Origin of the sequence: Paramagnetospirillum magneticum AMB-1 (assembly GCF_000009985.1) — a bacterium.
Taxonomy (GTDB): Bacteria; Pseudomonadota; Alphaproteobacteria; order Rhodospirillales; family Magnetospirillaceae; genus Phaeospirillum; species Phaeospirillum magneticum.
The window spans coordinates 3,313,663-3,338,777 of sequence record NC_007626.1; the positions used below are offsets into that span (position 1 = coordinate 3,313,663).

The 25,115-nt window shown below is 66.0% G+C and carries 26 protein-coding genes; 4 read left to right on the forward strand and 22 right to left on the reverse strand.

What is annotated here, in order from left to right; all coding sequences use genetic code 11:
• Positions 1-2: 2 nt before the first annotated feature.
• Entirely contained in the window at positions 3-2,195 is a 2,193-nt protein-coding gene (gene glgB / locus AMB_RS15430; protein ID WP_050750734.1) for a 1,4-alpha-glucan branching protein GlgB, read from the reverse strand.
• Between the two features lie 253 nt (positions 2,196-2,448).
• Between glgB and AMB_RS15435 the strand changes: the two genes are divergently transcribed.
• Positions 2,449-2,676, forward strand: a complete 228-nt coding sequence (locus AMB_RS15435) for a hypothetical protein (RefSeq protein ID WP_011385442.1) — start codon at positions 2,449-2,451, stop codon at positions 2,674-2,676.
• 68 nt (positions 2,677-2,744) lie between these two features.
• Here AMB_RS15435 and AMB_RS15440 read toward each other — a convergent pair whose 3' ends face one another.
• From AMB_RS15440 to AMB_RS15465, 6 genes are all read right to left on the reverse strand, one after another.
• Complete coding sequence (locus tag AMB_RS15440) at positions 2,745-4,421, reverse strand: methyl-accepting chemotaxis protein (RefSeq protein WP_011385443.1); 1,677 nt, start codon at positions 4,419-4,421, stop codon at positions 2,745-2,747.
• Between the two features lie 446 nt (positions 4,422-4,867).
• Positions 4,868-5,335 carry a hypothetical protein gene (locus AMB_RS15445; protein WP_011385444.1) on the reverse strand — a complete coding sequence of 156 codons (468 nt, stop codon included), beginning with the start codon at positions 5,333-5,335 and terminating at the stop codon, positions 4,868-4,870.
• Positions 5,299-5,955 carry a sulfite oxidase heme-binding subunit YedZ gene (locus tag AMB_RS15450; protein ID WP_011385445.1) on the reverse strand — a complete coding sequence of 219 codons (657 nt, stop codon included), beginning with the start codon at positions 5,953-5,955 and terminating at the stop codon, positions 5,299-5,301. Before AMB_RS15450 ends, AMB_RS15445 begins: the two co-directional genes overlap by 37 nt.
• A complete protein-coding gene (gene msrP / locus AMB_RS15455; protein ID WP_011385446.1) occupies positions 5,955-6,881 on the reverse strand; it encodes a protein-methionine-sulfoxide reductase catalytic subunit MsrP in 927 nt (308 codons plus the stop codon). Before msrP ends, AMB_RS15450 begins: the two co-directional genes overlap by 1 nt.
• Positions 6,882-6,929: 48 nt before the next feature.
• Positions 6,930-8,006, reverse strand: a complete 1,077-nt coding sequence (locus AMB_RS23500; protein WP_050750735.1) for a M48 family metallopeptidase — start codon at positions 8,004-8,006, stop codon at positions 6,930-6,932.
• Positions 8,003-9,022: a YjgN family protein gene (locus tag AMB_RS15465; protein WP_231848859.1), complete on the reverse strand. Its 1,020-nt coding sequence runs from the start codon at positions 9,020-9,022 to the stop codon at positions 8,003-8,005. The genes AMB_RS23500 and AMB_RS15465 overlap by 4 nt, the downstream gene beginning before the upstream one ends.
• Before the next feature lie 174 nt (positions 9,023-9,196).
• On the opposite strand from AMB_RS15465, the gene AMB_RS15470 reads away from it, so the two are divergent.
• Positions 9,197-10,192 carry an MDR family oxidoreductase gene (locus AMB_RS15470; protein WP_043744744.1) on the forward strand — a complete coding sequence of 332 codons (996 nt, stop codon included), beginning with the start codon at positions 9,197-9,199 and terminating at the stop codon, positions 10,190-10,192.
• Here the strand turns inward: AMB_RS15470 and AMB_RS15475 are convergent.
• From AMB_RS15475 to nosZ, 14 genes are all read right to left on the reverse strand, one after another.
• On the reverse strand, positions 10,182-11,042 hold the full coding sequence (locus AMB_RS15475; RefSeq protein ID WP_043744747.1) for a bile acid:sodium symporter family protein: 861 nt from the start codon (positions 11,040-11,042) through the stop codon (positions 10,182-10,184). The two genes, AMB_RS15470 and AMB_RS15475, sit on opposite strands and share 11 nt — an antisense overlap.
• Positions 11,039-11,173: a hypothetical protein gene (locus AMB_RS26825; protein WP_269446028.1), complete on the reverse strand. Its 135-nt coding sequence runs from the start codon at positions 11,171-11,173 to the stop codon at positions 11,039-11,041. The genes AMB_RS15475 and AMB_RS26825 overlap by 4 nt, the downstream gene beginning before the upstream one ends.
• The gene (menA, locus tag AMB_RS15480) at positions 11,152-11,982 is read right to left on the reverse strand and encodes a 1,4-dihydroxy-2-naphthoate octaprenyltransferase (RefSeq protein WP_011385451.1); all 831 of its coding nucleotides are present in this window, start codon (positions 11,980-11,982) and stop codon (positions 11,152-11,154) included. Before menA ends, AMB_RS26825 begins: the two co-directional genes overlap by 22 nt.
• A complete protein-coding gene (gene ubiE / locus AMB_RS15485; protein WP_043744749.1) occupies positions 11,979-12,710 on the reverse strand; it encodes a bifunctional demethylmenaquinone methyltransferase/2-methoxy-6-polyprenyl-1,4-benzoquinol methylase UbiE in 732 nt (243 codons plus the stop codon). Before ubiE ends, menA begins: the two co-directional genes overlap by 4 nt.
• Positions 12,707-13,534 (reverse strand): ABC transporter permease, encoded by an 828-nt coding sequence (locus AMB_RS15490; RefSeq protein ID WP_011385452.1) that lies wholly within the window; start codon positions 13,532-13,534, stop codon positions 12,707-12,709. The genes ubiE and AMB_RS15490 overlap by 4 nt, the downstream gene beginning before the upstream one ends.
• A 136-nt stretch (positions 13,535-13,670) precedes the next feature.
• Positions 13,671-14,168 (reverse strand): hypothetical protein, encoded by a 498-nt coding sequence (locus tag AMB_RS15495; protein ID WP_011385453.1) that lies wholly within the window; start codon positions 14,166-14,168, stop codon positions 13,671-13,673.
• Positions 14,169-14,179: 11 nt separating this feature from the next.
• Positions 14,180-15,025 carry an ABC transporter ATP-binding protein gene (locus AMB_RS15500; RefSeq protein WP_011385454.1) on the reverse strand — a complete coding sequence of 282 codons (846 nt, stop codon included), beginning with the start codon at positions 15,023-15,025 and terminating at the stop codon, positions 14,180-14,182.
• A gap of 31 nt (positions 15,026-15,056) precedes the next feature.
• Entirely contained in the window at positions 15,057-16,019 is a 963-nt protein-coding gene (locus AMB_RS15505; protein WP_011385455.1) for a NapH/MauN family ferredoxin-type protein, read from the reverse strand.
• The gene (locus AMB_RS15510; RefSeq protein ID WP_011385456.1) at positions 16,019-16,783 is read right to left on the reverse strand and encodes a 4Fe-4S dicluster domain-containing protein; all 765 of its coding nucleotides are present in this window, start codon (positions 16,781-16,783) and stop codon (positions 16,019-16,021) included. The genes AMB_RS15505 and AMB_RS15510 overlap by 1 nt, the downstream gene beginning before the upstream one ends.
• On the reverse strand, positions 16,776-18,221 hold the full coding sequence (nosD, locus tag AMB_RS15515; RefSeq protein WP_011385457.1) for a nitrous oxide reductase family maturation protein NosD: 1,446 nt from the start codon (positions 18,219-18,221) through the stop codon (positions 16,776-16,778). Before nosD ends, AMB_RS15510 begins: the two co-directional genes overlap by 8 nt.
• 34 nt (positions 18,222-18,255) lie before the next feature.
• On the reverse strand, positions 18,256-18,924 hold the full coding sequence (locus AMB_RS15520) for a hypothetical protein (RefSeq protein WP_011385458.1): 669 nt from the start codon (positions 18,922-18,924) through the stop codon (positions 18,256-18,258).
• Between the two features lie 99 nt (positions 18,925-19,023).
• Entirely contained in the window at positions 19,024-19,782 is a 759-nt protein-coding gene (locus AMB_RS15525; protein WP_011385459.1) for a c-type cytochrome, read from the reverse strand.
• Positions 19,783-19,839: 57 nt separating this feature from the next.
• Complete coding sequence (locus AMB_RS15530; RefSeq protein WP_011385460.1) at positions 19,840-20,457, reverse strand: c-type cytochrome; 618 nt, start codon at positions 20,455-20,457, stop codon at positions 19,840-19,842.
• A gap of 280 nt (positions 20,458-20,737) precedes the next feature.
• The gene (gene nosZ / locus AMB_RS15535; RefSeq protein WP_231848860.1) at positions 20,738-23,026 is read right to left on the reverse strand and encodes a Sec-dependent nitrous-oxide reductase; all 2,289 of its coding nucleotides are present in this window, start codon (positions 23,024-23,026) and stop codon (positions 20,738-20,740) included.
• Positions 23,027-23,260: 234 nt separating this feature from the next.
• Here nosZ and AMB_RS15540 point away from each other — a divergent pair, with 234 nt between their 5' ends.
• Together AMB_RS15540 and AMB_RS15545 are read left to right on the forward strand one after the other, a co-directional pair.
• Positions 23,261-23,839, forward strand: a complete 579-nt coding sequence (locus tag AMB_RS15540) for an SCO family protein (RefSeq protein WP_043744754.1) — start codon at positions 23,261-23,263, stop codon at positions 23,837-23,839.
• 2 nt (positions 23,840-23,841) lie between these two features.
• Entirely contained in the window at positions 23,842-24,429 is a 588-nt protein-coding gene (locus AMB_RS15545; protein ID WP_011385464.1) for a TlpA family protein disulfide reductase, read from the forward strand.
• 33 nt (positions 24,430-24,462) lie between these two features.
• Here the strand turns inward: AMB_RS15545 and AMB_RS15550 are convergent, their stop codons facing one another.
• Complete coding sequence (locus AMB_RS15550) at positions 24,463-24,990, reverse strand: copper chaperone PCu(A)C (RefSeq protein WP_043744757.1); 528 nt, start codon at positions 24,988-24,990, stop codon at positions 24,463-24,465.
• Positions 24,991-25,115: the final 125 nt, after the last annotated feature.

The window sequence follows — 25,115 nt, forward strand, 5'->3', positions numbered from 1 at the left end:
CATTACCGCTCCCGCTTGAACACGCAGGTGGCCAACGGCGGCAGCCGCAGGCAGATGGAGAAGCCGTGGCCGTGCCAGGGCACCTCCTCGGTGTGAACTCCGCCGCCGTTATGGATGTTGGCGCCGCCATACCATTCGGAATCGGTGTTGAGCAGCTCGCGGTACCATCCAGGCTCGGGCACGCCGATGCGATAGGAGTCGCGCACCATGGGAGTGTAATTGCCCGCCACCACCAGGAAGTCGCCGGGATCGAAGCCCTTGCGCAGCCAGGTCAGAACCGAATTGTCGCGGTCGTTGCAGTCGATCCAGGCAAAGCCCGCCGGCTCATTGTCCAACTGGTGCAGCGCTGGCTCGGTGCGGTACAGGCGGTTCAGGTCGCGGATCAGGCGCATGACGCCTTCGTTGCGCCCGTCGCCCAGCAGGTGCCAGTCCAGGCTGGCATCCTCGTTCCACTCGCTTTGCTGGGCGAATTCCTGGCCCATGAACAGCAGCTTCTTGCCCGGCTGGGTCCACATGAAGCCGTAATAGGCGCGCAGATTGGCAAAGCGCTGCCAGGGATCGCCCGGCATGCGGCCGAAGATCGAACCCTTGCCGTGCACCACCTCGTCGTGGGACAGCGGCAGCACGAAATTCTCGTGATAGGCATAGAGCTGGGCGAAGGTCAGGCTGTCATGGTGATAGCGGCGGTGGATGGGGTCCTTGGAGAAGTAGCGCAGCGTGTCGTGCATCCACCCCATGTTCCACTTGTAGCCGAAGCCCAGCCCGCCCAGATGCACCGGCCGCGAGACCATGGGCCAGGCGGTGGATTCCTCGGCAATGGTCATGGCGCCCGGATGCTCGGCATAGACCAGCATGTTCATGCGGCGCAGGAAGTCGATGGCTTCCAGATTCTCGTTACCGCCGTGGCGGTTGGGAATCCACTCGCCCGGCTCGCGCGAGTAATCCAGGTACAGCATGGACGCCACCGCATCCACGCGCAGGCCGTCCACGTGATACTGCTCCAGCCAGTACAGGGCGTTGGCGTAGAGATAGTTCACCACTTCGCTGCGGCCGTAATTGTAGATCAGGGTGTTCCAGTCCTTGTGCACGCCCAGGCGCGGGTCCTCGTGCTCGTAGAGATGGGTGCCGTCGAAATGGTGCAGGCCGTGGGGATCGTTGGGGAAATGCCCGGCCACCCAGTCGATGATCACGCCGATGCCCTTTTGGTGCAGGCGATCGACCAGGGTGCGGAACTCGTCCGGCGTGCCGTAGCGCGAGGTGGGCGCGAACAGCCCCACCGGCTGATAGCCCCACGAGCCGCCGAAGGGATGCTCGTGAATGGGCAGGAACTCCACATGGGTGAAGCCCAGGTCGGCCACGTAATCGCCCAGCTGGTCGGCCATTTCGAGATAGGACAGCGGCCGGTTGCAATCTTCCGGCACGCGCCGCCACGACCCCAGATGCACCTCATAGATGCTGATGGGGGCATGGCGGTCATTGCGCGCCTTCTGCGCCGCCATCCAGTCGGCATCGGCCCAGTCGCGGCGGCCCAGTTCCCACACCACCGAGGCGGTCTTGGGCGGCACCTCGGCGAAATGGCCGTAAGGGTCGGCCTTCAGGGGCAGCAGCCGCCCGTCGGAGGCGACGATTTCATATTTGTAGACGGCCCCCTGCCCCAGGCCGGGAATGAAGATTTCCCACATTCCCGCCTCATGGCGCAGGCGCATAGGATGGCGCCGCCCGTCCCAGCCGTTAAAGTCGCCCACCACCGAAACGCGGGAGGCATTGGGCGCCCACAGGGCGAAGTCGACCCCGGCCACCCCGTCGACAATCCGAACCTGGGCGCCGAGCTTCTCGAAGGTCCGCAGGTGGGTCCCCTCGGCCAGCAGGTGGACGTCGAGATCGCCCAGCACCGGGGGGAAGCGATAGGGGTCGTCCAGTTCTTCGGTCCCGCCGTCATGGCGCACCGCCCGCAGCCGGTAGGCGGGCGAACCCTTCAGCTTGACAGCGAACAGGCCGTCGGGGTGAGCCCGGCTCATCTCGGTCTCGCCATCGGCGGCCAGCACGAAGACCGTTCGGGCCTGGGGCTGGAAGGTACGGATCACCGTGCCGCCCTTGACCGCATGGGGACCCAGCACGGCGAAGGGATCGCCATGACGTCCCCGGGCGATGGCATCGGCATCGCTGGACCGGATCAATTTCGCCGCTTCGGGCATCAGCCCCCTCCTGCCAGTCGAAGATCCCAAGTGTCACCGCCTTTGGCCGGAAAGACAAAGGGCGATTTCACAACGGACGTTTTACGGGGGCTGCTTTTTAATTGGATTGATTGGACCTTCCGCAAAGCCCCTAAATCTGGTAGTAGATCAGCGTGAGGGGATCGGCCTGATTCGCCCGACAAGGCAAGACCGGGCCGATTAGACAATTCGTGCAGCCCGTCGGGGGCGGCACCGCAAATTCATGGAGCGTGTTATGGGCGTCCTTCCGAAGGTTCTGGGTCTTACCGTTGCCGGCGTTACGGTCATCGCTCTGTATCTGGCCGTTTCCGTGCTGAGCGCCTTGTTCGGCGGCGTCGCCGATCCGAGCCCGGCCCACAGCCCGCTCGGTTTCGCCGTGTATCTGGGCCTGGCGCTGACCGCCGTGTTCACCAGCATCGTGATGTACCTGGCCTCGACCGGCGGCGGCTCCGCGCAGAGCTAAGCCGGTTCGCCACGAACCTCAAAGCGCCCCGGCCTCGCGGCCGGGGCGCTTTCATTTCAAGGCCGGGATCAGGCTGTCCGCACGCTGGTCAGGAATTCCCGCACCTCGCTTTCCAGGCGGGCGCTCTCGTCCAGCAGGCCGTTGGCCGAGGTGAACACCGCCTGGGCCATGCCGCCGGTTTCCGAGGCAGCCTGGGCGACGCCGGCGATATTGCGGGCCACCTCGCTGGTGCCTTCGTTGGCCAGTTCCACGTTGCGGGCGATTTCCGCCGTGGCGGCGCCTTGCTCCTCGACCGCCCCAGCGATGGCCGTCGCCAGCTCATTGATGCGCGAGATGGTATGGGAAATGCCCGAGATGGCCTCGACCGCCGCCTGGGTTTCCGCCTGCACCGCAGAGATCTGCAAGGTGATCTCCTCCGTGGCCTTGGCCGTCTGTCCAGCCAGATTCTTGACCTCGTGCGCCACCACGGCGAATCCCTTGCCGGCGTCGCCGGCCCGGGCGCTTTCGATGGTGGCGTTCAGGGCCAGTAGGTTGGTCTGGCTGGCGATGTCGCTGATCAGCTTGACCACGTTGCCAATCCGCTGCGCCGCCTCGGCCATGCCGGTGACCTTGCGCGTCGCCTCCATGACCTCGGTCTCGGCGGCCTGGGCGATGTCCGAGGACTGACGGACCTGCCGCGAGATCTCGTGGATGGAACTGGCCAGTTCCGTGCTGGCTGAGGCCACGGTCCCCACATTGGCCGTCGCCTCGTCGGTGGCGGTCGAGACGGCGCTGCTCTGGCGCTGGGTCTGCTCGGCATTGGCCGACAAGGTGTCGGCCGAACCATGCAGCGCTTGAACGGCGGCCTTGACCCGGCTCAGGGTGGTCTCGATGGATTGGTCGAAACGCTGGGTCGCCACCTCGATGACCTGCTGACGGGCCTCGCGCTGGGTCCGGGCCAGGCGCTCCTCCTCCGCCCGGGCGGCGGCCTCCATGATGCTGCTCCGCCAGCCGTTCAGGGCCTGGGCAAGCGGCCCGAACTCGTCGCGGCGCTCCACGCCCGGCACGGCCAAGCCGGTATCGCCTCCGGCCAGACGACGCACCGCCCCCACCAGATCCCCCAGGGGATTGGTGATGCTGCGACCGATGGCCAGGGCGAGAACCAGACCGAAGACGGTAGCCAGCAATCCGACGATGACGGACAGGCGGCTGACCAGGGCGATCAGGCTTTCAACCTGGGCCGCCTCGGCATCGGAGGTGGCGCGATAGCCCTCGGACAGGCTGGCGCCGATCTTGTCGATGGCCGCGCTGATCTTTCCGGCGTCACTGCGGGACGCCGCCAGTTCTGGATCATCGAAGGCCGCCTTTCGCGCCCTCAATTCGCTGAGCTTCTCGACCCTGACCTTGTAGGCGGCGATCAGCTCGGCCATCTCGCGCACCTGCCGCTGACGCTCCGGCGCGAAGAGGGTGGCGGCATGCAGCGCCTCGACCTCCTTGATCAGATCGTTCGTCAGGGAAATTCCCTTCTGCAGGCGGCTGGTGTCGTCGGTGCCGAAATACACCCAGATATTGAAGCGCGCCTCGTAGATGTGCCGCTCGATGCTCTCCAGCGCCAAGGCGTTGTCGCTGCCCCGCCGGCTTGCCGCCACGGCGGCGGCGATGTCACCGGCCGAAATCCTGGAGAAGGTCGCCAAGCCGGCGATCAACGCGATTAGGACGACGAATCCCACCAACAGGCGATTTGCGATACCCAACTTTGCCAGCATGGCTTTCTCCCTAGTCTGCCAGACGCACTTGGGCGATCACGGCCGGTTGAGGTTTAAATGTGCGAGCAAAATACACCTACAAAACCCAGCCAGAACCATACAACCAATGCAGAGCAACTTCTGACTATCGCGCTCGCTATTTGATATTACCGATACAAACACGCCTATACCGGCAAGCATCAAGCCAAGCTCACGATACTCTTTACTGATGCGCGTCATCGGTGTCTTTGCCGGTCATCGCCATTTATCATTAAATTATTGTCATTGTGCAGACGCAAAAAACTCAAGCCCATGCGTACAGTTTTGCATACGTAATTACACCAACTCCAAATCCGGGCGAGCAAAAGCCTCCCAGGCAGTCCCTGGGCAAGGACTGGGCGCATCCTGACGAAAAAGCGGGGGATGGTTGGGGCGGCAGCCCGCCGGGCAGCCGAGCGGATTTGACCTTACTGACAGACCTTATAGTCGTCGGTGACCTGATTGCGGACCGTCTTGGACAACTTGGTGAAGGCGGCGAAGCCGCGCTTCTCGATGGTCTGCAGCAACTCGTCGATATTCTCGCAGAACCCTTCGGTCAGCGGAATATTGCGGGCGAAGGTGACCAGCCGCCCATCGGCGTAGTTGATCTTGTACTTCCAGTCGTCGGGGAACTCCCGCTCCCAGGCCTTGAGGCGTTTATCCACCGAGGAGCGGAACTTGGCGCCATTGGCCCCTTCGATCTTCTGCCAGCGGTCGCGGGCGCCGGGCAGCAGGCGTTCGTTGCAGCGATTGGCGGCTTCGCGCAGGAAGATCCCCTGGCGCACCTCCTGCTCGGCCCTGATCTCGGTCGTGGAAAAGCAGTTCTTCGGCTTGCCCGCCGCCCAGGCGACGGCGGGACTTAAGGCGATGGCGAGGATGATTGCGGCACGGAACATGCGGTGGGCCTGGCTGTGGTTGCGGCGCCATTATGCCGCAGCCGCGCCACCCCCCGCCAGCCGAGAAGCACGGCCAGGATGGCGGCGTGGATGGCGGGCTCGGTGATGTCCTTCTTGACCATCATCCAGTGATGGGCCACCCCCAGGGGGGCGATGACATAGACCAGCCGGTGCAGCGCCTGCCAGCGCCTGCCGCCCAGGCGGCGCATCATGGCGTTGGTCGAGGTCAGCGCCAGGGGGATCAGCAGCACCACCGCCACCATGCCCAGGGTGATGTAGCGGCGCTTGACGATCTCCCGTCCGATGGCCGACCAGTCGAAGAACTGGTCCAGCCCCACATAGGAACTGAAATGCAGCACCACATAGGCGAAGGCGAACAGGCCCAGCATGCGCCGCCAGCGGGCGACGGCATTCCAGCCGGTCATCTGCCGCAGCGGCGTCACCGCCAGGGCGATCAGCAGGAAGCGAAGCGCCCAGTCGCCCAGGAAGCGGTTGGTCGCCTCGATGGGATTGGCCCCCAGCCCGCCGGAAGCGCCCCGCCAGACCAGGAGGCCCAGCGGGATCAGGCAGACGGCGAACAGCAGGGGCTTGACCCAGCCTTGGCGCAGCAGCTTGTCCATCAGAAATTCGCCGCCAGATCCATGCCGGAATAGAGCGAGGCCACCTGATCGGCATAGCCGTTGAACGGCAGTGTCTTGCGCTTCAGGAATTCGCCGATGCGCCGCTCGGCTCCCTGGCTCCAGCGCGGATGGTCCACGGCCGGATTGACGTTGGCGTAAAAGCCGTATTCCCGCGGCGCCGCCTTCATCCAGGCGGTCCTGGACGGCGTCTCGGCAAAGCGGATGGCGACGATCGACTTGATGGATTTGAACCCGTATTTCCACGGCACCACCAGCCGGATGGGCGCGCCGTTCTGGGGCAGCAATTCCTCGCCGTACAGTCCCACCGCCAGCAGGGCCAGCGGATGCATGGCCTCGTCGATCCTCAGGCCCTCCACATAGGGCCAGTCGATGACGGAGCGGCGCTGGCCCGGCAGGCGCTCGGGGTCCTGCAGGGTGGTGAATTCCACGAACTTGGCCTTGGAGCCGGGCTCGAAGCGCTTCAGCACCTCGCCCAGGGGAATGCCCACCCAGGGGATCACCATGGACCAGGCTTCGACGCAGCGCATGCGGTAGATGCGGTCCTCCAGCCGGTGCGGCTTGATCAGATCCTCGTAGCCCAGGGTGCCGGGCTTGGCGCATTCCCCGGCGATGGTGACGCTCCACGGTCTGGTCTTGGTGAAATAGCTGGGCGCCAGTTGGGCGGGATCGGACTTCTCCACCCCCAGCTCATAGAAGTTGTTGTAGGTGGTGACGTCCTTTCGGGGGGTGGGCGGCTCGTCGGTGGAGAACGGCCCCTTGACCGTGTTCAGCCCCGCCTCGGCCGGAAGGCCAGACAGCGCCAGGGCGCCCGCCGCCCCCAGCGCCAGGAAGCGGCGACGATCCAGCCACAGAGCCTTGTCGGTCACCTCGGATTCGCGCAAGTCCGCAGCGGATCTGATCAGCATGTCCGTCTCTCCACCTGCCCTGAATGTCCCTCGCCGATTACATGGGGATTATGGCGACTTTTTGGAACAGATCCGTTTCACCGCCTGCCAATCGGCATCGGAGAGGGCGGGCAGGCGCGGGGCCGGCAACCGCCGGGCCTCGACCGCCTCGGCGCGGCGGACGGAATCGGGATGGGTGCTGAGCCAGGCCAGCACCTGCCCCTGGCGCCCCTCCATGGTGGCGAGGCGGCGGAAGAACAGGGCCAGACCGTCCGAGCCGATGCCCGCCGCCTCCAGCAGGGCCAGCGCCCCCAGATCGGCGGCGCTCTCGTCCTCGCGGGTATAGGCCCCGGCCAGGGCGGCGCCCAGGCCGCTGGCCACCAGCCCCGAGGCATCGCCGGTGATCATGGTGGCGAACACGCCGACGCCCAGGGCGCGGATCATGGCGGCGCTCACATGCCGCTCGCCGATATGGGTGAGTTCGTGGGCCAGCACCCCGGCCAGTTCGTCCGGCCCCTCGGCCTTGTTGATCAATCCGGAAAACAGGATGATCTCGCCGCCCGGCAGAGCCAAGGCGTTGACGTCCTTGGAGTGCAGCACATGGACGCGCACCTCGCGCCGGTCGGCGGGCAGCGGCTCGGCCAGCCGGCGGGTCAGGGCGTCGAGCACCCGCAGCCCCTCCTTGCCCTGGCAGGCCTTCATCTGGCCTTCCAGGCCGCCGGCGATGGACTGGCCCCACTGGCGCTCCAGCCCGGCGGGCAGCAGATGGGCCAGCAGCCGGGACACCGGCGCCAGACCGACCATCAACCCGGCCAGCACCAGCCCACCCAGCAGGCAGCCGAGAATCAGGGCCGCATGCCGGCTTTTGCGCCAGGCGGGCGGCTTGGGCAGGGCCTCGCGGATCACCACGGCATCCTCGATGGCCAGCCGGGCGTCGGGCTCGGAGGCGCAGCGCAGCCTGATGCCGCGCTTTTCCGGCCACTCGCCGTCGGCCACCAGATCGTCGGTCTTCCACACCGCGATGAGAAAGCCATCCTCGCCCCGGATTTCCAGGCCGCCGGACTGGACGCGGACCATCACCTTGCGCGAGGCGGCGCTGCGGCCGTCGCTGAACCGCCCCGGGCGCTCGGCCTCGGTGGCGATCAAAACTCGCCGGCCCCGTCCAGCACCGCCACCAGCCCCTCCCCGGTGCTCGGCCCGGTATCCTCGGCCCGGTGGACCCGGGCGAAATCAGGCTCGCCCTCGACCCCGATCACCGAACAGGCGTAGCGAAAGGTGCGCAGGGATGCCCAGGGGCGCAAGATCCCGAAGCTGAACAGCGAGATCAGCATGTTGCCCATCACCAGCCCGATCAGCCGCCAGGCCCGGGTGTCGGCCGAGAAGCGGCTGCCCTCGAATTCGGTCCCCGCCGCCAGATTGCGGTAAAAGCCCGCCCGGTACCACGCCAGGGGCAGGGCCATGGTCACCACCGCCACCGGCACGAGAAGCATGGCGAAGCCGATTCCGGCCGCCGCCTGGTCCTCCTCGCTCTCCCCCACCAGGGAAGAGGCGCCGGCGGCGGCGGCGATGGCCGCCACCGCGAAGATCAGCCCGCTGAACCACACCAGGGTAAAGCGGCCGTAGAGACCCGAGGCGGTGGCGTCGCAGGTGAAGCGACGGTCGCCGAAGGTCGTGTTGTTGAGGCGGTAGGAGGCCAGCCACATCTCGCCCCAGGGCAAGGCCCAGCCCAGGCTGAGCGGCACGGCCATCCACACCGCCAGGCTGCGCAGGGCATAGCCCCAGCCCGATCCGGTCTGGCCGCCCCGGATGCCGCGCCACAGGGTACGCGACATCTGGTAGCGCCGCGCCCGATAAAGGCCCACCGACACCAGCAAGATGGTCAGCAGGTAAAGCCCCGACAGCAGCAGCGCCCCCAGGGGATTGCCCGACACCAGCAGCACCTGCGCCGAGGCGAAGCCGGCCACCAGCGGCAGGTAGACGATCACCAGCACGATCAGGAAGCCGATGAACAGCTCCTTGCCGGTGCCGGTATATTCCAGCGGATCGCCCCAGGCGCGGGTGGCGCTCCACAACTGGCGGCGCACATTGGTTTTGCCCCAGAAGCGGTAGATGGACAGGGTCAGGATGGACAGCAGCATATTGCTCAGCGCCGTGCTGATCATGTTTCCCACATCGCCGGAACACACGAGGGGACGCTGTGGAGTTGTGGACTGACGCATGGCTTTCTCCCGACCGGATCATGGCAGGGTAACCGCCAGTCCCCATCTTGTCGATGAGGCGCGATGCATTCGCTGCTACACTGGAGGGCGGCATTCCCCCGCCCCAAGGAGGTGACCATGAGCGATTTCCCCGCCCTGATGCTTGACGAGACCGACGGCAAGGTCACCGCCTCCATCCGCCGGCTGACGGACTCCGACCTGCCCGAGGGCGAGGTGCTGGTCAAGGTCGAGTACAGCACCCTGAACTACAAGGACGGCATGATCCTGGGCGGCCTGGGCCGGCTGGTGCGCAAATACCCCCATGTGCCGGGCGTGGATTTCGCCGGGACCGTCGAAGCCTCCGCCTCGCCCGAATTCAAGCCGGGCGACAGGGTGATCCTCACCGGCTGGCGGGTGGGCGAGACCCATTGGGGCGGCTATGCCGCCAAGGCCCGGGTCAAGGCGGACTGGCTGGTCCCCCTGCCCCAGGGCCTCTCCGCCCGTCAGGCCATGGCGGTGGGCACCGCCGGCTTCACCGCCATGCTGGCGGTGATGGCGCTGGAGGATCACGGCCTGCGCACCTCGGACGAGGGCGAGGTGCTGGTCACCGGCGCGGCTGGCGGCCTGGGCAGCGTCGCCGTGCTGCTGCTGTCCAAGCTGGGCTATCGCGTCGCCGCCTCGACGGGCCGCGAAAGCCTGGGCGAGTATCTGCGCTCGCTGGGGGCCAGCTCCATCGTCGACCGCGCCGAAGTGGGCGCGCCGCCCGCCAAGCCCCTGCTTTCCGAGCGTTGGGCCGCGGCGGTGGACAGCGTCGGCGGGGCCACCCTGGCCAATACCGTCGCCAGTCTGCGCGTGCGCGGCGCCGTGGCCTCGTGCGGCAATGCCGGCGGCGTCGAGTTCAACCTGACGGTGCTGCCCTTCCTGCTGCGCGGCGCCTGCATCCTGGGCATCGATTCGGTGATGGCCCCCAAGCCCCGGCGGCTGATCGCCTGGAAGCGTCTGGCCGAGCTGCTGCCCCTGGACCGGCTGGATTCGCTGACCACCGAAATCCGGCTGGTGGATCTGCCCGAGATGGGGGCCAAGATCCTCAAGGGCGAGGTCAAGGGACGGGTGGTGGTCGACCCTAACCGGTGACCACCCGGCGGCGGCGCTTCACCGCCAGGATGAACGCGACGGCCGTCAGGTTCATGACGAAGGCGTAGACGATGCTGGGCACCATCATGGCCGGGTTGCCCAGCAGCGTCACCGCCACGAAGATGCCCAGCGCCCCGTTCTGCAGCCCGTTCTCCATGACCACGGCGATGCGGTCGGCCAGATCCAGGCGTGCCGCCGCCCCCAGCGCCCAGGCCCCGGTCATGGCGGCCAGATTGAGGATCAGGGCGGCGGGCACCACGTCGCCCACATGGTCGATCAGCGCCTGACGCTGACTGACGAAGGCGCCGACCACGATCAGGGCGAACAGCAAGGTAGCCACCGGGCGGGCCACGCGGCCCAGGCGCCCGGCCAGTCCCGGCCAGGACCGCTGGAGGACCAGCCCCAGGACCAGCGGCACCGTATCCACCAGGAAAATGCCCAGGGTCATCTTGGCCACGGGAATCTCGACCGACCGGTCATAGCCCGCGAACAGGGCCAGGCCCACATTGACCAGCAGGGGCACGGTCAGGGTGGCGGCCAGGGAGGTGAGCGCGGTGATGGTGGCGGCCAGGGCGATGCGCCCGCCGGCATGATGGGTCAGCAGGGCCGAGGTCACCCCGGCGGGACAGGCGGCCAGCAGGATCATGCCCACGGCGAAATCGGGTTCCGGCCGCCAAGCCAGCACCAGGGCCAGCCCCAGGGCCGGCAGCAGCACCAGCTTGGCTCCCAGCCCCACCGCCAGGGCCTTGGGGCTGCCGAACACCACGCGGAAATCGCGCCCATCCATGGTCAGGCCCATGGCGAACATGATGAAAGCCAGGGCCAGCGGCAAGGCGGCCTGGGTGATCACAGCAGAACTCCGACCCCAAGCAGCCCCGCCAGCAGCAACTGGAAGCGGGCGGTCGAGGCCAGGATGGCGTTGAAGGCCGGACCCCGGGCCTGGGTGGCAAAGCGCAGGATCAGCCACAGGGCGAAGGGCAAGGCCCCCAGGCACAGCCAGCCGCCCTTCGGCCCCAGGGGCGAGGCCAAAAGCGCGATGGGCGACAGCAGCAGCATGCCGTAGACCGCCTGGAGGCCTCGATGCCGACCCGAATGGCCAGGGTGCGGCGCCCGGCCAGACGGTCGGGCTCCATGTCGCGGTAATTATTGGCCAGCAGCACCGCCGCGGCCACCGCCCCCATGGCGGCGCCGACCATGATCGACTGACCGGTCAATGACAGTGTCTGAAGGTAATACGTCCCCCCCACCGCGCCGATGCCGAAGAAGGCGATGACGAAGAGCTCGCCGGAGGGAGTATAGGCGATGGGCCGGGGACCGCTGGAATAGGCCCAGCCGGCCAGCAGCGAGGCGAGGCCCAGGGCGACCACCGGCCAGCCGCCCAGCCAGGCGAGATAAAGCCCCACCAGGGCGGCCAGGGCGAAGCAGACCAGGGCGGCGCGCTTGACCCGCTCGGGGGTGGCCCAGCCCAGCGCGGTGACGCGCGGCGGCCCCTGACGCAGGGGCTGGTCGCCGCCGCGCAGGGCATCGCCCACATCGTTGTAGAGATTGGTCCCCGCCTGAATGGCCAGGGCGCCCAGCAGCGCGGCGGCCAGGGGACGCGGGTCCAACTGTCCGGCATCGGCGAAGGCCAGGGCGCCGCCCGCCAGCACCGGGGCCACGGAAATGGTCAGGGTCTTGGGCCGGATGGCCAGCCACCACAGCCGCCAGCCGTCCGGCTGGTCGGCGCGGCTGGCATCGGGGCCGGGGATGACCAGGGACGGCTTTTCGGGCTGGCCGGACTCCAGCTTCATGACGCGGGCTTCACGCCGGAATGCAGGCAGGCGATGCCCGCCGACAGATTGCGCCAGACGACGCGCTGGAATCCCGCATCCGCCATCAGACCGGCCATCTCGCGCTGGTCGGGAAAGCGGCGGATGGATTCCACCAGATAGGCATAAGCCGCCGGTTCGCGGGCGATCCAGGCGCCGAGACGCGGAATCACATGGAAGGAATAGGCGTCGTAGAACGGACGGATCAGCGCCCAGGGCTTGGAGAATTCCAGGCAGACGAACCAGCCGCCGGGCTTGAGGACCCGAAAGATCTCGGCCAGGGCGGCATCCGGGCTGGTGGCGTTGCGAAGGCCGAAGGCGATGGTCAGGGTATCCACCGAATTGGTCTCGAACGGCATGGCCTCGGCCTTGCCCTCGATGAACTCGACCCCCAGCCCCCGGCAGCGCCGCTGCCCCACCGCCATCATCTCGGGCGAGGGATCGCAGACCATCACCCGGCGCCCCTGCCCGGCCAGCAGCCGGGCCACATCGCCGGTGCCGCCGGCCAGATCGACCATGACCTGCCCCGCCTCCGGACGGGCGGCCTTGACCATTTCCCGCTTCCACAGGCGATGGATGCCGAAGCTCATCACGTCGTTCATCAGGTCATAGCGCGGCGCCACGGCGTTGAAGACCGCGCGGATGCGCGTCTCGCGCTCCTCGGGCGTAACCGACTGGAAACCAAAGGTACCCGACAGCGACGTGGTCAAGGGAGATCACCCCGACGGAACAGGAAATAGCCGATCCCGGCGCAAAGGGTGCCCAGCGCCATTGGATAAGCAAGTGCGAATGTAAGATAGCCGCTGCGGCCCAGCGCGTCGAGGATGACGTAGGAGCTTGGCCCCAGCACCACCATCTGCGGATCGAACAGCAAAATGGCGGCGGTACGGAAGCTTTGCAGCGGATTGGCCACGGCAATGCCGACAATCAGCTCCAGCGGCAGCCTTTCGCGGATCATCAGGCCCAGCAGGATCAGGTCGAGGAACAGCAGCAGCACCAGCCAGGTGAGGAAGGCCCCGGTCTGGGCCACGTCGGGGGTGCGCGCCAGGGTCGAGATCAGCATGCCGATGCCGAGAAAGGCCCAGGCCAGGGCCACCAGCAAGGCGGTGTAGAGGACGAACAGGCTCCAATCCACTCCGATGCCGCGCACCAGGGCATAGAGCGCCGCCACTGCCATGGCGCCGAACACCGGCAGGAACACCACCACGAAGCGGCCGATCATCTTGCCCCAGAACCAGGCGTAAAGGGGGACCGGCAGGGACAGCATGTATTCGAACACGCCGGCATCGCGGTCGCCCGCCACCGACCGCACGGTGGTGATCAAGATGAAGACCGGCAAAATGGCGACGCAGAGCTGGATATAGGTGACCAGCAGGCGCGACAGGCCGGTAAAGCCCAGGATGCGCGATTCGGTCAGGCCGAACACGAACAGCAGCACCACGATGCCGCCGAAGACGATGGAGTAGAACATGAACCAGCGCGACCGCAGCGATTCCGCGATGTCCAGCCGGGCGGTAAGGTAAAGCGCGTTCATGCCGCCTCTCCAGGATTGTCATTCCGAGCGGCAGCGAGGAATCCCCGCCTGGACCGGCTCGGCCGATTCGGGCACAGCGTGCCAGGATGAGATCCCTCGGCCGCGCCGCGCCCTCGGGATGACATGAACAGAGTCATCAGCCGTCTCTCGTCGTGGTGTTCGCGGGGGCCTCGGAGGGCTCGCAGCGGCTGGTCGAGCCCTTGGCCAGCACCGCGTTCTTCATGGCGGCATAGTCCATGGCGCCCGCCTGCCCCGCCGCCACGGCGCCAAAGCCGTGGGCCATGGGGCTGTGCTGGCCGTCCACGTAAAGGGCCTTGCGCCCGTCCATCCACTGGCCGGTCTCCAGGCCGCCGACCCAGAATTCCACCGACGCGTCATCGGCCCAGTTCTGCTTGGCCATCCACAGCACGGCATCGCCCAGATCGTCGAACTTGTGGATCTTGCGGTCGGCACCCCGCACCTGGGCGGCGAAATGGGGATCGTCAATGATCATGCCGCAATACTCGCAGGTCTCGCGGCCCCACTTGATCTCGGCCGGGCCGGTGCTGGACTGGCCGCAGGCCGACACGGCGATCACCATGCCCGGAACCAGAGCCAGGAAGCGGCGGCGATTGAGACCATGATGCTCGCACATGATGTCCGCTCCTATTTCATCTCGATGCCGGCCACCAGACCGGCATAGCGGGCGAGAACGCCCAGGAAGCGCAGGCGGTCGGGCCCGTTGACCACGCCGCTCCAGGCCGTGCCGGCGGGGTCGGCGGTGAACCGCCAGTCGCCCATGGCCTTGGCGAAGGCCGGCTCCGCCCGGGTCAGGCGCACCACGCAGTCGAGCCGCGCCGTCATCTCCACGTCGTCGGCGACGCGATCGTCCAGCGCCACCTTGCCCTGATCCATCTCCACCACCCGGTTGACCAGGGCGGCCACCTCGTCGAGACGGTGGCTGGTGATCAGCATCACCGCCTTCTCCTTCCGCTCGTTGAGCAGCTGGAAGAAGATGTGCCGCGCCTCCGGGTCCAGATTGGCGGCGGGCTCGTCCATGATCAGCAGGTCGGAATCGCGGCCCAGCGCGATGCCGATCAGCATCTTCTGCTTCATGCCGCCCGACAGCTTCACGAAGGGCCGCCCGCGCACCATGTCCCAGTCCAGCCCCAGCTCGCGCACCATGGTGATGATGCGCTCGGGGTCGGAACCGCAGACGGCGGCGGAGAAATTGACCAGCTCGCCCACCGGCATCTTGAGCGGCGGCGGTATCTGGGGCACGAAGCCCACATGGGACAGCACGGTCTTGCGGTTGCCGCGCGGGGCCAGGCCGTTCACCGTGACCGCGCCCTCGTGCAGATACTCGCCCAGCAGGCAACGGATCAGAGTGGTCTTGCCCGCGCCGTTGGACCCCACCAGCGCCACCCGCTCGCCCTTGTCGATGGACAGGCTGACCCCGTCCAGCACCCTGTGCCGCTTGAAGGTCTTGGAGACGTTTTCAAAAACGATCATTCGGTTCCTGCCCTCACCTGTCCCAACCAGCCTACAACAGCTTGTTCAGTCCCTTGACCTCGTATTTCAGCGATCCCGTCGGACAGGCGTCGATGCACAGGCCGCAGCGGGTGCAATCGGCGCCGATGGCCACCTTGACGTCGTCGGCATAGGTCTTCTTGGTGCATTCCAGCACATGGGGCACCAGACAGACCTTGCGGCAATCGCCCTCGTGCAGGCAGTTCTCCATGCTGTAGCTGACCCGTAGCGGCGACACCGCGCCGACGAAACCATAGGTCAGGCCGATGGGGCAGATGTAGCGGCACCACATGCGGCGGATGAAGATGATCTCGTAGGCCAGCAGACCCAGCACCCAGACCATGGCCAGGCCCGGCCCGTAGATCAGGGCGCGGCTGACGATGCCGGTGGGCGAGATGGATTCGAACACCGTATAGCCGCTGACGAAGGCCAGGACGGCGAAAACCACATACAGCACGGTGCGCGAGCCGCGATGCAGCGGGTAATCCACCACCATCTTGCGCTTGGCGAGCGCCAGATGAATCTTCTCGGCGATCTCGGCCAGCAGATGGTAGGGGCAGGTCCACGAGCAGAAGGTGCGCCCGCCCAGCAGCCACCACATGAACAGCACCGTGCCGGTGCCGATCACCAGATTGATCAGGATGACCTTGTAGGCCAGCATCACCTGGATGGCCGAATTGAGGTCGGCGAAGTGAAAGCCGATGACGCGGGACGCGGTCAGTGCGCCTTCGACCAGTTGCACGTCGAAACGGAACGACAGCACAAAGATCATGTTGACCATGATCAGCGTCGCCCAGCGGATGTTGCGCCACTTGTGCGAATGCTTTTCGGCGTGGGCGGCCTTGATCTGGCGGGCCTTCTCCGGTCCCTTGACCAGACGCTTGGCATCCATCATGGCCTGGGCTTCGGGGGTGTAGCCGGTGGGGCGCTCGGGCGCGGCGCCCAGCATGACCTTGAGCGAGGAGAGGAGCTTCATCACGCGTCTCCCCACTTGCGCCGGATGTCGACGACGATGGAGGCGGGCTCGGTCGGGCAGATCATCTCGCACATGCCGCAGCCGACGCAGGGCTGGTGCACCACCGGCGTGCGGCGCTTGTCGGCCGGATCAGCGCTCATGGGCTCGAGAGTGATGGCGCCCTGGACCGGGCATTCCCGGACGCACAGGTCGCAGACCGCCAGATCGTATTTGTACTCGGCCAGCTTGACCGGCTTCCAGCGGTCGATCTCGGGATAGCGATGGACGCCCTTGAACGGGGCCGGGCGGGCCACGCCCTTGAACCCCTCGCCCTTGCGCGCCAGGCAGGCGTTGGGGCGGTCCAGGCGGGCGAGGCCCATGCGGACCTCTTCCTTCTTGCTGATCTTGTGGCTGAGCGCCCCGGTCGGGCAGGCCAGCACACATTGCACCGCATCGCACGAGAAGTCGCAGGCCTGGGCCCGCGCCGGAACGTAAGGCACGCCGACGCCGAAGCCCTCGTCCAGATCACCCAGCTCGATGGCCTTCACCGGGCAGACCTGCACGCACTGGCCGCACTTGATGCAGGCCGCCAGGAAATCGGCTTCGTCGATGGCGCCCGGCGGCCGCAGCCGGGGCGTCCACTTGCGCAGCACCGGAAAGAACCCGAACAGCGAGGCGCCGACCACGGCGCCGCCCATGGCGATGGAACGCATCACCATGCGCCGCGTCTTGTTGTTGGGGTGGGGAGTCGGCGCCACCTTGGGCGGCGCATCGTGCTCAGTCATCATCCTTGCTCCCAAAAGTGCCGCGCCGGGGCTCGAGCGAGCCGCCGCGGCCGGCGCCCGCCTTTTCGTGGGCGACGGGGACTTCGCCCGCCCGCCGGGGGCGGTCGATATTGCGGTTGAGATCTTCCGTGGCATCAAGACTGGAGCCAGCCTTCACCCGGGCGTCGGAGGCCACCAGGGGATGCTTGTCCTCCAGCATCAGCACTGGCTCGGAGAACGGCGCCAGACGATCGAGGAAGTCCAGCACCTCCAGCAGCGGCGTGCCCTTGAAAAAGCGGGTGTTGGGCTTGTCCATCCACACCCGTCCGGCGTAATTGAACAGCCGGTGGGGCTTGTCGCCCACCCCGTCGCCGTCGCGGTCGAAGCCCTGGTAATCTTCCCAGCGGTTGCCGTCCCAGACATTGCGCTTGGCGCTGCCGCCGCCATAGACCGCCACTTCGGTGATGTTGCCGGAAAACAGATTGCCGGTGAACTCGTTGTCCTTCCAGTCGTTGAGGAAGGCCACACCGATGTCGTTATAGGCGATGCGGTTGCCGCGCAGATGATTCTTGCTGTCGGGCTCGTAGGGTGCCACATCGATGGAAATGCCTTGCGAGCAATAGAGAATGTCGTTGTTCTCGATCACCACGTCGCTGCTTTCCTTCAGCGAGATGCACACCCCCTGGGCCCCAACCGCCTTGGCGATGACGTTGTTCCGCAGTTCGTCGCCGGTGTCGTACATCATGGAAATGCCGGTGGAATTGTCGAAGAAGTAATTGCCCTCGGCGATGTTGTACTGGGCCTGCATCAGATGCAGGCCATAGCGCCCGCCGCTCTGCCGGTTGCCGGCGAAGCGGTTGTGGGTCGAGTACCAGAAGACGATGTCGCGCCCCTGGATGAACTGGTTGTCCTCGATCACGTTGTGATGCGAGTACCATAGCTTGATGCCGTCGCCGCGCCGTCCCAGGCTGACCTTCTTGCCCTCGACCCGGTTGCGCCGGACGGTGTTGCGCTCGGACTGCTCCAGGCTGAAGCCGAACAGCACGTTGTCCATGCGGAGGTCTTCGACCACGTTGTCCTTGCCGCGCACCTGCACACCCGCATCCTGCTTGGAATGGTCGGGGCCGGTATTGGTGATACGGAAGTTGCGCACCGTGGCGCCGTCGGTCTTGATCCACAGCACCGAGCCCCGCCCCTCGCCGTCCAGGGTCACCTGGTTCTTGCCGTCGAAGATGATGGGCTTGCTGACCACCAGATGGGATTTGTAGCGGCCCGGCGGCGGAGAAATCACCTGGCCCGGCTGGGCGATGTCGATCAGCGCCTGAATCAGCGAGGAATCCAGCAGCGGCTCGTTGTCCTGCCCCTCGGGCGTCGCCCCCGCCGTGGACAGGCTGGCGGCGAAGACGAAGGCCATGGCTCCCAGTCTAGACTTGGAAAAGGTCTTGATGAGCACACCCATGGTCCTTCGTCTCCGCTCTCCAGCGCGTGAGAGGCTATTTGGACTTCAGCGCCTTGCGCTGCAACAGCGTCGCCAGCACCAGGCAAAGGGACGCCGCCATCAGCAGGCCGAAGCCGTAGTGAGGGTAGGAGTAGGTAGAGAACTGCGCCACCTTGCCGTCGCCGAACACCGTCGGCATGAACGGCTTGACCGAAAAGGCCGCCCAGGCGCGCAGATTATGCCCGAACCACCACAGCCAGGCGGAATAGTCGACGACGAAGGCCACCGGAATGACGATGCCCGAGAAGGGCAGAACCCACCAGAACGGCCCGGCATAGAACAGGAAGGCCACCAACATCACCGCCACCAGGGAGAACAGGTAAGGAGCGGCCTTGATCTCGTATTTGGCGCCGACCTCGATGGGCTCCATGCCGATGAAGTGGTTGATCACGTTCATCTCGTGGACGCAATCCAGGCCGCCTTCCTCGTCGCCCCAGGCGGCTTCCTTGCCGTCCTTGGGCTTTTCCTGGCTGGCGCAGCCGTTGAACACGCCGTTGACGTGGAAATGGATGCGGATACCGTCAGGGAAGGTCTCGGCCGGATAGTTGGGAGCCTTCAGCGCCACCCACCAGATGGGTGAGAAATACGCACCGCCGATGAAAATCATGGCGATCACGGTAAGGATTCGCACGAGCGCCGGCTTGCTCTTGCTGTTATTGGCCATGGACGTTACCCCGTTGGCTGGTCAGGTGGATCAGAGGGAGGAAGGGCGGCGGCCGGAAAGCCCGGACACCGCCCAGTATCCACCTTATATCAGAAAAATCTACTGGAAGTCAGGATTTTTCCAGCCCTTGGGGGCAACCAAATTTGCCGGGGGCTTCAGGCGCGAGGTGTAGTCCAGAACCGCCTTGGTATCGCGATCGGTGAAGCTCTGAATCTGCTTCATCATGTCGGGATTGGCGTTGCGGCGCTTGCCTTCCTTGATCCACTGGTACTGGCGCAGCAGGTACTCGTAATGCTGCCCCTGGATGCGGGGATAGAACTTGTCGTTGTCGCCGGCGCCGTCGGCGCCGTGGCAGCGGGTGCAGTTCTCTTCGTACAGCTTCTTGCCGTGGGCCAGATCCTTGCCGTCGCCCACGCCGGGCTCGGGGTTCATCTTCAGCTTGACCGCCATATAGGCGGCCACGTCGGCGATGGCCTGCGGGCCACCGATCTGCGACGGCAGGGCGAAGGGGTACATGGTGGGGTTATCGCGGTTGAGCGCACGGATGTCGGCCAGTTGCTTGATCACCACCTTGGGGTGCTGACCCGCCAGCTGCGGGAAGGTGCCGTCGGTCAGGCCCCAGCCTTCCATCTGATGGCAGGCGGAGCACACTTCGTAGACTTCCTTGCCATTCGCCAGGTCGGGCTTGAGGTGCAGGGCCTCGTCTTCCTCGCCGCCGCCGGCATGCCACTGATAGCCTTCCTCGCCCAGGGACTTGCCCTTCTGGGGGGTCCCGCCGCCGGCGGCGATGGCGGCGCCACCGACCAGGAGGGCGGAAACAGCGGCCAGGGCGGCCAGGCTGTGCTTGAACTTCAACATCGCTCTATCTCCACGTTCCAACGAACTGGGCGTACATTAGCCGAACCGGGGTTCGCCTTACTTGACTGTGGACAAGTAATCGGCAATCTGGCCGATCTCGTCGTCATTGACCAGATGCATGACCGGCTGCATGGCGTTCGCCTTGCCGTTGGCCCGCACCCCGGCCTTGATGTCCTTGGTCTGGGCCAGAATATAGGCCTTGTCCTGACCGCCGATGGCGGGGTAGCCGGGCAGCGGCTTCTTGCCTTCCTTGCCGTGGCAGGCCACGCAGGTCTTGGTCATGAACAGGGTCTTGCCGGGATGGGGCGCGCCGGCGGCGGCCGCGGCGGCGGCGGGCGCCTCCTTCAGGCTGAACAGATACTCGGCGATGGCCTGCACGTCGGCATCGGCCAGGTCTTCCACGATGGGCTTCATGGTGTCGACGGTCTGGCCGTTCTTGCGGGCGCCGGACTTGATGTCCTTGATCTGATTGGTGATGTATTCGACGCTCTGCCCCGCCAGCTTGGGGAAGCCTTCCTGCAGCGGAGTCTTGGCATCCTCGCCATGGCAGGCGGCACAGCCCTTGTCGGCATAAAGCGCCTTGCCATCGGCGGCGAGAGCCGGGCCGAAGGAGACCGCGCCGAAGGCCGCGGCCAGGGCCATGACGGGAAGCTGCCGCTTGATGGTCTTGAACATGTCTGATCCTCTCCAGGCTCGGGAAGACCGAGAGCAAGGTCAGGCCAGCCCTCGTGTCCGGATAATTTCGACGGAAACTACCCCTGGGGTGCGGGCACCCACATGACTTTGGTTAAGTCTTGGATTTTTCCGGGGTCCAGGCTGATGCCGGTCGGGGAGCTGATGCCGGTCAGGCTGGGGAATTCAAAAAAAAACGGCGGAGCGGGCAAGCCCACCCCGCCGGGTCTTTGGAGCGAACCGGGGCGGGAGCGATCCCACCCCGATCCAACCGGGTCCGGTTTTACTTGGCCGGAGCGGCTTCCACCTTCTTGGCGCCGTTCTGCTCCAGGAAGGTCTTGGCACGCAGGCCGATATCGGCGGCCTTGACCTGGTACTGGAACCACTGCTCGGCCCACAGGAAGGCGCTGTTGTAGTCGCCCTTGGCGGCGAACTCTTCAGACTTCTTCTTGTTCTGCTCGGCATAGCCCAGCTGCTCGGTGGCGTCCTCGACCATGGCGACCACGGCCGGGAAGTCCTTGAAGTTCACGCTGGTGATGTAGCCCACGACGCTGTTGATGACGCCCTGGGTTTCCACGTTCGCCTTCACGCGGGCATCGTAGTCCTTCTGGCCGTAGATCTGGCCTTCCTTGCCCTTGGCACCCGTGGCCTTGTAGTTGGCGGGCTGAACCAGCAGGTAGCCTTCCATCTCAAGGTGCAGCGCCGAGCAGAACTCGGTGCAGTAGTACGGGTACACGCCGGCCTTGTTGGCTTTGACGGTCAGCGAGGCGGTCTTGCCCGGCTCGATGGACAGGTTGCCGTTGTGCTTGGAGATGGCGAAACCATGGGTCTCGTCCTGGGCACGCTCGAGGTTGGTCAGGTGGACGGTGATTTCGTCACCCTCGTTCGCCTCGATGATTTCCGGCGTGATGTGCGAGCGGATCACGGTGCCGAACACTTCGACCTTGCCCGGCTTCTTCTCGATGCGCTCCTGGCCGGGGCGAACCGCGAAGGGCGACTTCTTCTCGGTGCGAGAATCGGTGCCGAAGGGATAGCGGACGTTGGTCTTCAGCTTCTCCACCGCGATGGAGACGGCGTAGTGGGGCTCGCCCAGAGGCAGCGGCATATCGTACAGCAGCTGCATCTTGTCGCCGGAGATGTCGATCAGCTGGTGGTTCTGCGGGTGCAGCGGGCCCACCGGAGCGAAGCGATCGATGGCCAGCTTGTTCAGGGCGATCAGGTACTTGCCCTTAGGCTTGGCGGTGTCGCCTTCCATGGCCATCAGATGGCCGATGTTGTAGTGCACCGACAGCTTGTCGATGACCTTGCCTTCACAATAGTCCCACTTGGCGACCATGGAATCCACGTACAGCGAGGTATACGCGATACAGGGCTTCGAGTCGTACTGGGTGTGCAGCGGGCCGAGGCCCAGGGCCACCTGCTGGTGGGCGACGGTTTCCAGGGCGATGATCGGAATGCCGTACTCGTCCTTGCCCGCGAAGTTCTTGGCGGCGACGGCCGCTTCGATCTTGGCGATGTCATAGACGGTGGTGTGGCTGTCCAGCTTGCCCGAAACGGTCACATACTTGCCGTCCGGAGTGACGTCGGCGCCGTGGGGGCTCTTGGGCTCGGGAACGAGCACCAGGATGCCTTCCTTGACGGCGGTGTCGATGGACAGCACGTTGTGGCCGTTGATCTTCTTGGCCTTGCCGGCCTTGACCAGCTCGGCGGCCTTCTTCCAGTTGATCACGTGCAGATAGTCGTGATCCTTGGCCGAGCAGCCCGCTTCGAAGGGCGGGCGGCCGCGCTCGATGCCGCCGACATAACGCTCGGTGCAGAAGGAGTTGATGAACGACCAGCCGTCCGACGGACCCTTGCCGAAGTCGGACAGATCCTGGCTGTAGGGCGGCAGCTCGACCGAGAACGAGTTCTCGGGCTCGATGCGGCCCTCGGCGCGGTTGAACTTCCAATAGGTCACGGCGCCGCGATACTTCTCGTTGAACTGCTCCAGCGGAGCGAATTCACCACCCAGGGGGGCGGGGTACTGGGCCGGCTCCATCAGGTAGTCGGTGTTCGGGCTGACGAAGGCGCCGCCATGCTCGGACTGCAGAATCGGATTCTGGACGATCTGCTTGGTCTCGAAGTCGCGCAGGTCGACCACGGCGATGCGGGGCGTGTTCTTGTCGTTGATGAACAGCCACTGACCGTCGGACTCGCCGTTGGTCTCGGACAGCGCCGGGTGGTGGGTGTCGCCCCACAGAACCTGGCGGCCCTGAACTTCGGAGCCCTGCTTCAGCACGGCCTTGGACTCGTCGTCATAGCCGTAGCCCTGCCAGGGCTCGGGAGTGAAGACGCCGATATACTTGAGGATGCGCATGGAGGGCACGCCGTACACGATCACCTGACCGCTCTGGCCGCCCGAGCTGAACACCATGAATTCGTCGAGCTTGCCGGTCGGATTGTAGGTCTTCGCCGCGGCAAGCATGTCATTTTCGGTCAGACCGCGACGCTTCATGACGTCCTGCAGCGATTCCGCCGAAGCGGTACCGGCCACCAGGGCGCCAAAGCTGACGGTCGCGAGCAGAGTCGCCAATTTGAGGCTTCTCGTCATCTTCCCCACCTTTTGAATTGTTGAAACCAAAATGAGCTTTACCCAACCTTCGCCGAAGACGATGGGACCGGGGCGACTCGAAAGCCTTAACTTTCGTCAAGAAAGACCCTTTAAATTCCACGCGCCGAGGGCATGCCGGCCGGGCTATGATCGCGCTTCCAAAATGGCGCGATAAGCGGCATCCAGGTGCGGACTTTGGATAAGGAATGGACGGCCATGCGGCGGCTCTTGCTGATACTTCTCATCTGTCTGACGACGGCTCCGGCCGCCCTGGCCCAGCCAGTCGAGGACCGCCCGATTTCCGGGCGTTTCCTCCTCACCGACATGAACGGGCGGGCGGTCAGCGACGAGAGCTACCGGGGCAAGATCCGGGTGGTCACCTTCGGCTACACCTTCTGTCCCGACATCTGCCCGACCATCCTCAACACCTTGTCGGTGGCGCTGGAGCAGCTGGGGGCCGACCGGGCCAAGGTGGCGACCCTGTTCATCTCGGTGGACCCCGAGCGCGACACGCCGGCCCATCTCAAGGAATACCTCAACGCCTTCCCCGAGATCACCGGCCTGTCGGGAACGCCCGAGCAGGTGGCCGCCGCCGCCCGCAACTTCAAGGTCCGCTACGAGCGCCAGCAGCCCGACGGCAGCGACCCCTCGGTCTATGCCGTGGATCACAGCGCCTCCATCTACATCATGGATCGCGAGGGCAATTTCCTCGCCCGCATGCCGCATCTGTCGGCGCCGGATCGGGTGGCCGAGCGGGTGCGGTCCTACCTGGCCCCCTCCAGGGTGGAGCGCTGACCATGAAGCGCCGCGCCTTCATCCTGTCGGCCGCCGCGCTGGCCGCCATGCGCACCCTGCCCGCCCGGGCCGCCTCCAAGAGCCTGCGCGGCCTGGTCATTCACGACCGGCCCCAGCCCGTTCCGGCCATAGAAATCCGCGACGCCGAGTCCCGGCCCGCCGGGCTCGACACCCTCAAGGGCAAGCCGATCCTGCTGAATCTGTGGGCCAGCTGGTGCATGCCCTGCGTGGCCGAACTGCCGGCGCTGGACCGGCTGAAGCCCGCCCTCGGCGCCAAGGGCGTCGCCCTGGTGGCGCTGTCGCTGGATCGCGGCGGCAAGGTGGCGGTGACCAACACCTTCGCCCGCCTCGGCATCAAGAACCTGGACATCCGCACGGACGAGAACCGTGTGGCGGCGGAAAAGCTCGACGCCCCCGCCCTGCCGGTCACCCTGTTGATCGACGCCGAGGGGCGCGAGGTCGCCCGCTTCATCGGCGCCGCCGAATGGGACGGCCCCCAGGCCGCCCGGCTGATGGACGCCCTGGCGGCGGGAAGCCGCCTCACCCCCGACATGGCGCCGCCCCCGGTCAGGCTGGGAACGGCGCCGTAAGGCTGGCCCGGCGGGCTGCCGCCCCGCTTGGCCCTATTTGTGGCCGTGGTGCATCATACCGCCCGGCATGCCGCCACCCGGGGCCATTCCGCCGGGAGCCATTCCACCCGGGGCCATGGCGCCGGGGGTCATGGCCCCGGGGGCCAGGACCGGCACCTGCACGGCAACCTTGCCCGCCTTCTCGAAGACCAGGGTGACCGGCACGGTGCGGCCTTCCTTCACGGCGGCGTTGAGGCCGATGAACATCACGTGATCGCCGCCCGGCTTCAGCTCGACGGTGCCATGCTCGGCCACGGCCAGGGATTCCACCTTGCGCATGCGGTAGATGTCCCCGTCCTTGACGTGAGTGTGCAACTCGACCGCCTTGGAAATATCGGATTCCGCCGCCACCAGACGGTCGGCGCCGCCGTGATTGTTGATGGTCATGAAGGCGACCCCGGTCCCGCCGGCCATGGGCGCGGCGCGCATGAACGGGTTGACCACCTCGATATCGGCGGCGGCGGCCTCGCCGGCGGCGGCGAGACCCAGCAGCAGGGCGGCGGCAATGGCAGTGAACTTCATGAGCGAAAACTCCGGACGACACACGAACGACCCCACCCCACTGGTTGGGGGAGGCTGGCTGAAGACACAATATCGGGATAACGCGGGAAAGGCGACGTCAGGCCGCCTGGATCGGAGGCCCGCGG